Raw genomic sequence first — 9,575 nt, forward strand, 5'->3', positions numbered from 1 at the left:
GAGAGGAATACTTCTGATGAAACGCAGCGTCAAGCTTAGTCGGTTCGCATCGCCCCCTTTTATATTGGTCATTGGATATTTATTGATTATTGCATTGGGGACTTTACTACTGATGCTTCCTGTTGCCAATCATGGTGGACATGCTCCGCATTGGATTGATTCGCTTTTTACGTCCGTCTCTGCTGCTTGTGTCACAGGATTAGTCGTTGTTGACGTTAATTCGACCTATACCGTATTTGGAGAAACCGTCATTTTGGTGTTAATGCAGCTGGGCGGGCTGGGTTTTATGACTCTGGCGACCTTATTTGCGCTGTTAATGGGGCGACGACTATCGTTGAAGGATCGGTTGCTGCTTAAGGAGGCGATTAACGCCGATAGTATGGAAGGGATCGTGCGCATTATTCGCAAGGTGCTGATCTTTTCTTTTACCATTGAAGCGATTGCAGCTGTCGTCTTGGCTTTGCGCTGGATGCGAGAAATGCCTGTCGGACAGGCCATATATTATGGGATATTTCATTCCGTATCTCTCTTTAATAACGGTGGCTTCGATCTGTTCGGGACTAGCTTTCAGCAATATACTGGAGATTTTGTTTTCAATATGATTGCATCTGTGCTTGTGATTTCGGGAGGATTGGGTTTCCTTGTGCTCAGCGACTTGTTCGATTTCCGTCGTACCCGGAGACTAACTTTACACTCTAAAATGGTGCTAAGCGTGTCGGGAGCGCTCATTGTAATTGGTGCGCTGGTCCTATTTATTTTTGAGTTTACTAATGCACGAACCCTGGGCGCGCTAAACTGGGAAGGAAAAGTATATGCCGCTGTCTTTCAATCCATCTCCACGAGATCATCGGGTACAAGTACAATCGATGTCAGTGGGTTAAGGCAGGCCAGTCAGTTTTTTATTATGCTGCTGATGATTATCGGTGCTTCTCCAGGCTCTACTGGAGGAGGAATTAAAACGACTACGTTTCTGCTGATGGTAGGGGCATTAATTGCCGTTATGCGAGGACAGAAGGAAATTGTGTTTTTCCGTCATAGGGTTCCTCAAGATATTATGATGCGGGCGTTGACCATCATAGTGTTGGGACTATTTATATTCTCGATTGTGGTTATACTACTCTTAATGACAGAGGATGCCCCATTTCTCTCGCTTGCATTTGAGGCGTCTTCTGCAATCGGAACGGTAGGATTGTCTCTAGGAGTGACGCCAGGATTATCCGACGCAGGCAAGCTGATTATTTGTGTGACCATGTTCATTGGCCGAATCGGTCCTCTTACGATTGCCTATGCCATTCGCCCACGTTCGACCAAGACGTTGTACCGTCGTCCCGAAGGACATGTTGTAATTGGATAGCTTATCTATATAAAAGATGCACCCATGTTGATCAGGGGTGCATCTTTTTTTATTGTACATATCATAATCCTTTATTTGCAGCATATCATGAAAAATGCCCAATTTGAGAGTAAGAGGAAATACATTAAACAAACGTAAATCCTTTGTAAAAAAACGGCTATTTGTTTCCTTTTATGTAATTATAGACAAAATACTAGGAATTTTATGTATAATATTGTATGATAGTGGGCATGAAGGGGGGGACTTAGGGGAACACCAATTTCAAAATTGAAAGGAATCGTCTAATTATGTATTTATTTATTATTAGTGCTGAGGTTTTATTTTGGGTTTTTGTAGTTGCAGGGTTAGCCGCAAGGTATATGTTTGGGTTGAAGAAATTAGGAGGTCTTCTTTTACTATTTACCCCAATTATTGATATCCTGTTACTGATTGCGGTGTTCATCACGGTGAGAAGTGGCATGGAGATTACGACTGCTACTGGCCTGGCGGCCTGTTACTTTGGTATTACGGTGGCATTTGGTCACAGACTAATTAAGTGGGCAGATGTGCGTTTCTCTCATTGGTTTGGCAAGGGACCCAAGCCTGAACGCAAGTATGGTGCTGCTCATGCAAAAGAGGAACGGATAGGCTGGTTGCTTCACCTCTTGGGCTGGGCTATAGGCAACGCTTTATTGCTCGCCATTATTGTATATGTAGGTGATCCGCAGCGTACAGCGGCACTGGAGGGCATTATGCAAACATGGGCGATCGTTCTGGCAATCGACTTTGTTGTCTCCTTTAGCTATACGATAGCTCCTAAAAAACATAAACATAAGGCTTAGCCTTAGATAAAAAGCTTCAAGCTTAGATCAGGTCAGGCTGGTTGCTCAGGATGTTCAAATCGGAGGATCATGGATGGTGAAAATGAAGTAGTTCCTTCCGATGGTGGGGTGAGTCTATCGTTACAATGGAAATATTTATAAAACTATGATATTTTTATATGGAACTCGCTTTGAAAATCACCTTATTGTTCCTCTCTACCTTTTCACACGCATGGATTCCTTCCGATTTGAACACAGACCAATAAAAACAAGGTTTACAATTTTTAAAATATTATTGTCATCTGCCTAAAACGTCGACTATATATGTTTGGCAACTGACGAGATAATATTCCAGGAAAGATTATTTATGTCTATATATGTAGACAAACGAAATTAAGTTGTTATTATGTTTAAAAATGTAAAAAAGAAAGGTGGTTTCTGTGGCAGTACTACTGAGTGGTAAGAACATTTTGATTATGGGTGTGGCGAATAACAGGAGTATTGCCTGGGGGACAGCCCAGTCTTTAGCTGCGGAAGGAGCAAATCTCATTTTTACTTACGAAAATGAGAGGGTTGCAGAACGGGTGCTAAAGCTCGCTGAAACCATTCCGGGCTCCATTGTCTGTCCTTGCAATGTACAGAGCGATGAAGAATTGGACGCGCTGACGGATTTCCTTAAGGAGAAGGTAGGCGTCTTACACGGTTATTTCCACAGTGTTGCGTTTGCTAAGGCTGAGGATTTGGAAGGTTTATTTGTCGACACTTCTCGCGAGGGATTCGCAGTGGCTCAAGAAATCAGTGCCTATTCTCTGGCTGCTGTATCCCGCCGAGTATACCCGCTGATGACGGAGGGTGGAAGTATTGTCACCATGACGTATATCGGTGCAGAACGAGCGATCAAGAATTACAACATTATGGGCGTAGCGAAAGCTTCACTGGAAGCGAGCATGCGCTATCTGTCGAATGATCTGGGTACCTATGGCATTCGTGTAAATGCAATTTCGGCGGGTCCTATACGTACTTTGGCCGCCTATGGCATTAAAGATTTTAACACAATGCTAAAGCATATTGAAGAAACCACGCCCCTACGCAAGACGGTGGATACGTCCGAAGTCGGAGATACGGCGTTATTCCTGTTTTCCCATTTATCTAGAGGCATTACAGGTGAAGTGATCCATGTAGATGCTGGATACCACATTACGGGGATGTAAGGGGGGAACGTTGTGCTTATTACGCATACGGATTGCCGTATTATCTCGCCTGAAGGGATTATGAGCAGGGAGCGTCTGGAGCGGGACGTGATGATCTTCTCACGGATGTTGGCTCTCAGAGGAATTCCCGATAACGGTAGAGTAATTCTGAAAGCGGCCAATTCCTATTGGTTTGTTGTATCGCTGTTCTCCCTGTGTCATCTCGCAGTTTCGGTAACTGTGGTGGACGAGCAGACTGTAATCGATGAGGTGGCCCAAATCTATGATGAGGCAGGTGCCTGTTGCATCCTGACCGATTCTGCTTTAGAACTTCCTCATGCTCTCGTTATTCTGATTCAAGATCTCATTCAAGAAGAAGCAGTACACCCGCATTGGGTGGGAGAGCCAAAGCCCGAACCCCTCGACTTTAATAAGTGGTGCGAGAGATCGGATGCGCTTATTCTGTATTCTTCAGGTACGACGGGAAAACCCAAGGGAATCGTAAAAGCTGGTGCAGCTTTTATGGAGAATATCAGGCATTCCATACACGCCATGAACTACATACCGTCTGACCATATGCTCCCTGTGGTGCCTTTCTCTCATTTTTATGGAATTTCACTTATCTTCTCCTGGTGGTTAACCTCATGTTCTCTCATCATCTGTAATCCTAAAAACCTCTGGAGCGTCATTGCAAGTATTACGAAAGACCGGGCGACGGTCGTAGACGCGAACCCCTCTGCTTTTTACACCTTGTTGCGTATGCTAAGCCGAAAACCCGAACAACTGGAAATGATCAAGCAATCTCCAGTCCGCATGTGGTGCGTAGGCGGCTCTCCACTTACTCAAGACCTCGAAGAGAAATTTTACAACATATTTGGACAGCCCCTGCTGAATGGTTACGGTCTATCTGAATTGGGCAACGTTACGCTGGGAACGCTGGATTGTCCGAAGGGTTGTGGCAAACCATTACCTGGTGTGGATTTGAAGATACTAGATTCTACGGGCAACCAGCAGGCAGACGGTGTCGTAGGCGAAGTGTGGATACGAAGTGCCGGATGCATGGAAGGTTATCTGAATCGTCCGGACCTGACACAATCCGTTCTACAGGATGGCTGGTTCAAGACAGGAGATCTGGGCTATCTGGATGACGGAATGCTGTATGTTATTGGTCGCAACGGTAAGACGGTCAATCGGATGGGCTACATGGTCTCTCCCGTCTATATCGAGGATCGGATTGGTTCACTAGGCTACCGTTCCTGCGTGATCACCTTAGAGGATGAGGCTAAAGGGACATTGCTTGTTGCATTCATCGAAAATGAATCTTCACAGGTCTTACCTGTGCTCCGCAAAGAGATGAATCAGGTGCTCCCTTCTTACATGTTTCCTGATCTTTTGCTTCCGCTCGATCATTTTCCCTTAAATCGCAATGGAAAAGTAGATCGTCTGGAGATGGAGCGCGTTGCTCTTGAGAAAGCTGCTTCTCGCAAGGCATAACAAGATATTTACTAAAACTGCATATAGGAAAGGGAGAATGTGCCATGAGTATAAATCCAGAACTGGCAGAAAACACACTGTTTCTGAAAAGGCATGAATCTATTCTGAAATGCCTCCATTATTTGATTGAAAATCGGCAGGAAGTGATGGATATTCTCACACAATTTTCATCCTATCGGGCCGCCAATGCAGAAATCGACTCCACGATCCTCACACTTCAAGGTGCATTACAAGAAGTGCAGACCCATCAACCAAGCTGGCAACGATCTATGGCTGTATTTATGCCTTCCAACGTCATTTTGTACTCCTATGCATTATACCTCTTGATTCCGTCCCTGTACGTTGAAAATATAGACTTTCGCCCTTCTTCTCACGTAAACGAGTACGTCAACATGCTGCATGAAAAGCTCCAAGCTGTACACGAATTACCTATCTATATTCGTAAAGTTAGCCAGAAGGTGTTCATGGAGAATTCCGTGATGCCGGCTGATATTGTGGTGTTTACCGGAAGCTACACTAATGCGGAGAAGATCAAAAAGCAGATCCGAAAAGATCAGCTCTACATTTTTTATGGGCAAGGGATAAATCCTTTTATCATTGGACCAGATGCCGATCTGGAGCTGGCGGTTACCGATGTGATTCGCATGAGATTGTTCAATTCCGGACAGGACTGCTTGGGACCTGACATCATCCTGGTACATCAAGAAGTGAGTGAGCCATTCAAAAACTTGCTGATTCAACGGCTTGATGAACTCGTATTTGGAGCCAACAATGACCCTAATGCGAACTACTCCCCTATATTCTATAAAGATACACTCTATTCGGTCTCTGAATATTTTAATACGAACGATAAGTTTATTATTTACGGCGGCGGCATTGATTTCCGTACGAAAAAGATGGAGCCAACGGTTGTATACAGTGAATTGGAGCAGAATCTGGAGATTATTGAGTATTTTTCGCCAGTTTTCAATGTAGTTAGCTACCAAGATGACGAGCAATTGATCAAGCGCATTTCCTCCAGTTATTTCAGTGAACGTGCAATGGGTTGCAGCCTATACGGATCAGAGCATTTGAGTGACGTTCTACGAAAGAAGCACACATTGACCATTAATCAAACACTTGAGGACGTGGATCAAGGCAATAAGCCTTTTGGCGGCTACGGCACGATGTCGAACTATATTTTTTACGATTATAAGCTCGTTTCGAAGCCGATCTTGATCTCGGAAATTGTCGCAGAATATTTGTCAGAAAAGAGGAGTTTGGTATGACCGCGAGCATATCCCCCTGGGATGCCATCATTGGCTACTTAAAATCGGCTGGAGTTCAGCACCTCTTTGGATTGCCAAGTGACGATCTCAATATTGTAGCGTCACTCCCCTCATCCGGTATGGATTTTATTTTGTGCAAAGACCAGCGTAATGCCGTGTTTATGGCCGCAGGCTATGCACTCACAACTAACCAGATGTCTGTATGTGTTGTGGGGAAAGGTCCTGCGCTCAGCAATACACTTACGGGACTGCTGGAGGCCAAGAACCTGGGCGCTCCGCTCTTACTCTTGGCGCTTGGCACCGGAGGAGACAAGCTGGGTACTCGATCCTTTCAGGAAGCCGATCAAATCTCACTCGTGAAGCCGCTCGTCAAATGGGCTTATCGTGTCGAGCATGTGGATCGGCTTGTATGGGCGATGGAACGGGCTGCCTTTTTGGCTATCAATGGAGCACCGGGCCCTGTCTATATCGAGCTACCTGAAAACCTGATGGACCAGCCTGTGCCAGCAGACATTCAGTTTGCCCCGCTAGAAAAGCTGTCGTGCGCTCCATCTATGCGGGAACTGGATGCGGCATGGAGCATCATTAAGAATGCCCGCAGGCCACTCGTTTTGGTCGGCGGCGGAATGAAGTCAGGGACAAGCGATGTGATTGAGCGGTTCGCTAACCAACATGGAGCAGCTGTATTCGCAACTGCTTCGGGACGGACTGTAGTGAATGAAGATCATGAACTTTTCTGTGGTGTTGCTGGGCTCTATACCGACCTTAGTCTGAGACAGATCTGGCAGGAATCCGATGTGGTCATTACGCTGGGCAGTCGATTGGAAGAAACGGCTACGTTCGAGTGGGATATTTTGCTGCAGGATACACCTTTGATTCAAGTCAATGTAGAGCTGGAGGATTTCGCGCACGAATTCAGGGGCATCAAGGTGCTTGGTGATGGATATGCGGCAGTGGAGCAATGGCTTGAACGGCGCGGGCAGGAGCCCGATAGCGCATGGCTTGAAATGATCGGGAGATGTAAACAGCAGGCCTTTTCTCAGAGGGCTAATTATCTGGAAGAGCTGAAAAGGACCCCCGGCATCCACGTCCCAGAGCTGTTGGACATGATTCAGACGGAGCTCCCTGAAGACCTGGTGCTTCTACAAGAGAACGGATTGCAGGATATGTGGTCCTACTTTTATCCATATTTCCGTTTTACCTCAGGTTCACTTTCGATTGTTCCCAGTGACCAAACGAGTCTTGGATTCGGTGCGGCCGCTGCTCTCGGGGCAAGTGTGGCGACAGAACGCCCGGTAGTAGCGCTTGTAGGTGACGGTGCATTCAATCTATTTTGTTCAGATTTTATGACGGCGGTACAGTATCAAATACCGGTAATTTACCTTGTACTTAATAATGGCGGCTACGGTTGGCTGCAAAATCAGATGAATTATAAGCATATCTCAGGACAGGCCTTCCCATTTGTTTCGGAGGCGGCCAAGACAGGAATCCAAATTCCCCAGCATGAGTTTGTCGAAAGTCTGGCGATTCGCAGCAAGGGGGAGGCTCGGGAACAGCTTCAGCTTGCTTGGCAAAAGTACAAGGAGAACAAGCTTGTGGTCGTCGAGGTATTTGCTGATCTTGCAGATGTGCATGAGAAAATTAGTCATGTATATGGCGACTTTCCTCTCTACGAGCAACAGGCTTCCAAGAATTAATTTCAGCAAAGGACGTGGGTATGGTGAGAAGACGTGTTGTAGTGACAGGACAGGGAGTCGTAACGCCGATCGGGCTTCATCTTACAGATTTCTGGAATTCACTGCTGGAAGGAAAAAGTGGAATCGGACCTGTCACTGTTTTCGATACAGCAAATATACCAACAAAAATTGGTGCACAAGTTACGGGCTTTGACCCGTTGGAGTATATGAGCAAAAAGGAAGCACAAAAGGTTGCACAGTTCACTCAATTCGCCTTGGCGGCTGCCCGCCAGGCAGTCGAGCAATCGAAGTTAGTCATTGATGAACGGAATGCAGGCCGTGTGGGTGTTATCGTCGGTTCTGGTGCAGGCGGGCTTGATGTCATAGAGGAGAACTACCGGAAACTAACAGAACTGGGTCCTAAAAGGGTTTCGCCTTATTTTGTTTCCTCAATGATGATTAATTCTGCGCCTGGCGAAATCTCTATTGCTATTGGAGCTAAGGGACCTTCGTTTGCTGTGGTTACAGCTTGTGCTACAGGAAGCAATGCCATCGGCGAAGCATTACGTACGATCCAGTACGGCACGGCTGATGTCGTAGTAGCTGGAGGAGCAGAGGCCAACTTTAGTCAGCTTGATCTGGCATCTTTTGCGAATATTCACGCTCTCTCCAGACGTAATGAAGAGCCTCAGAAGGCCAGTCGCCCGTTTGATACGGATCGCGATGGCTTTGTCATCGGTGGAGGAGCAGGGATTCTAGTGCTGGAGGAGTTGGAGCATGCCTTGAACCGGGGGGCCACCATTTTGGCTGAAGTGGCGGGTTACGGATGCACAACAGATGCATATCATATCACGGCTCCAGATCCCTCAGGCTCTGGCCCGGCAGAAGCGATTAATATAGCACTGCAAGATGGAGGCTTGACACCGCAGGAGATTGACTATGTCAATGCCCACGGTACGAGTACGCCATTTAATGACCGAATGGAGATTAACGCTATTCAAAAAGTATTTGGAGAGCATGCCCCCCGTTTGGCGATATCGTCTATTAAATCCATGACAGGCCATTTAATGGGCGGTGCAGGGGCAGTCGAATTAATTGCAACGGTACAGAGCATGATCCACAGCAAAGTACCACCGACACTGAATTGCGACAATCCCGAAGCCCCTGAACTTAATTTTGTACCGCATGTATATCAGGAACGTGAAGTCCGTGCGGCGATTAGTAACTCTTTTGGCTTTGGAGGGCACAACGTCTGTCTTGCCGTTCGTAAGTGGGAGGGGGTATAAGCCTGTGAGCGAAGAGCTAATCCGTATTGAGGATGTGCTTCCGCACAGGTACCCATTTCTTCTGCTCGATGGCGTGACCGGGTACGAAACGTCGCAATGGGCGAAGGGGTACAAGCTTGTTACCCGGAGTGAGTGGTTTATTACAGAGGCTAATCCATACATGCCTCCTATGCTGATCGTGGAGTCGCTCGCACAACTAGCGGCATTCGCTGCGATTGACAAAAGAGGTATTTCATATCTGACCAACCTCAATGGCGTTCGTTTCCATAGCTTCGCGAAGCCTGGGGACCGAATTGACCTCTATTTTGAAGTGGTCAAGCGTCGGCGTGGTTATATTCTCGGAAGTGGTCGGGCTACCGTAGGTGATCGACTGGTAGCTGAGGCGGAGGAAATTGTTTCACTTGATCAATGACGGAGTGGAAGCGCACGTTAAACTGTCTTTTTGTCCTCCTGAATGCCAAGGTGCAGCGGGAGGATTTCACATCACGGAAATAGGAGTGAAATGAG

General features: G+C 46.6%; 8 protein-coding genes. All 8 read left to right on the forward strand.

What is annotated here, in order from left to right; all coding sequences use genetic code 11:
* Positions 1–16: 16 nt before the first annotated feature.
* Positions 17–1,354: a TrkH family potassium uptake protein gene (locus FKV70_RS23660; protein WP_063208408.1), complete on the forward strand. Its 1,338-nt coding sequence runs from the start codon at positions 17–19 to the stop codon at positions 1,352–1,354.
* A 287-nt stretch (positions 1,355–1,641) separates the two neighbouring features.
* On the forward strand, positions 1,642–2,175 hold the full coding sequence (locus tag FKV70_RS23665; protein WP_063208410.1) for a hypothetical protein: 534 nt from the start codon (positions 1,642–1,644) through the stop codon (positions 2,173–2,175).
* 419 nt (positions 2,176–2,594) lie between these two features.
* Entirely contained in the window at positions 2,595–3,365 is a 771-nt protein-coding gene (gene fabI, locus FKV70_RS23670) for an enoyl-ACP reductase FabI (RefSeq protein ID WP_063208412.1), read from the forward strand.
* Between the two features lie 12 nt (positions 3,366–3,377).
* Complete coding sequence (locus tag FKV70_RS23675; protein ID WP_142614746.1) at positions 3,378–4,838, forward strand: class I adenylate-forming enzyme family protein; 1,461 nt, start codon at positions 3,378–3,380, stop codon at positions 4,836–4,838.
* Between the two features lie 44 nt (positions 4,839–4,882).
* Positions 4,883–6,106 (forward strand): aldehyde dehydrogenase family protein, encoded by a 1,224-nt coding sequence (locus FKV70_RS23680; protein ID WP_063208415.1) that lies wholly within the window; start codon positions 4,883–4,885, stop codon positions 6,104–6,106.
* On the forward strand, positions 6,103–7,803 hold the full coding sequence (locus FKV70_RS23685; protein ID WP_142614747.1) for a thiamine pyrophosphate-binding protein: 1,701 nt from the start codon (positions 6,103–6,105) through the stop codon (positions 7,801–7,803). The genes FKV70_RS23680 and FKV70_RS23685 overlap by 4 nt, the downstream gene beginning before the upstream one ends.
* Positions 7,804–7,823: 20 nt before the next feature.
* Positions 7,824–9,068 carry a beta-ketoacyl-ACP synthase II gene (gene fabF, locus FKV70_RS23690; protein WP_142614748.1) on the forward strand — a complete coding sequence of 415 codons (1,245 nt, stop codon included), beginning with the start codon at positions 7,824–7,826 and terminating at the stop codon, positions 9,066–9,068.
* A 4-nt stretch (positions 9,069–9,072) separates the two neighbouring features.
* Positions 9,073–9,480 carry a 3-hydroxyacyl-ACP dehydratase FabZ family protein gene (locus FKV70_RS23695; RefSeq protein WP_013368718.1) on the forward strand — a complete coding sequence of 136 codons (408 nt, stop codon included), beginning with the start codon at positions 9,073–9,075 and terminating at the stop codon, positions 9,478–9,480.
* Positions 9,481–9,575: the final 95 nt, after the last annotated feature.

The sequence above is a fragment of the Paenibacillus ottowii genome, from assembly GCF_006874425.1.
Lineage (GTDB): Bacteria > Bacillota > Bacilli > Paenibacillales > Paenibacillaceae > Paenibacillus > Paenibacillus ottowii.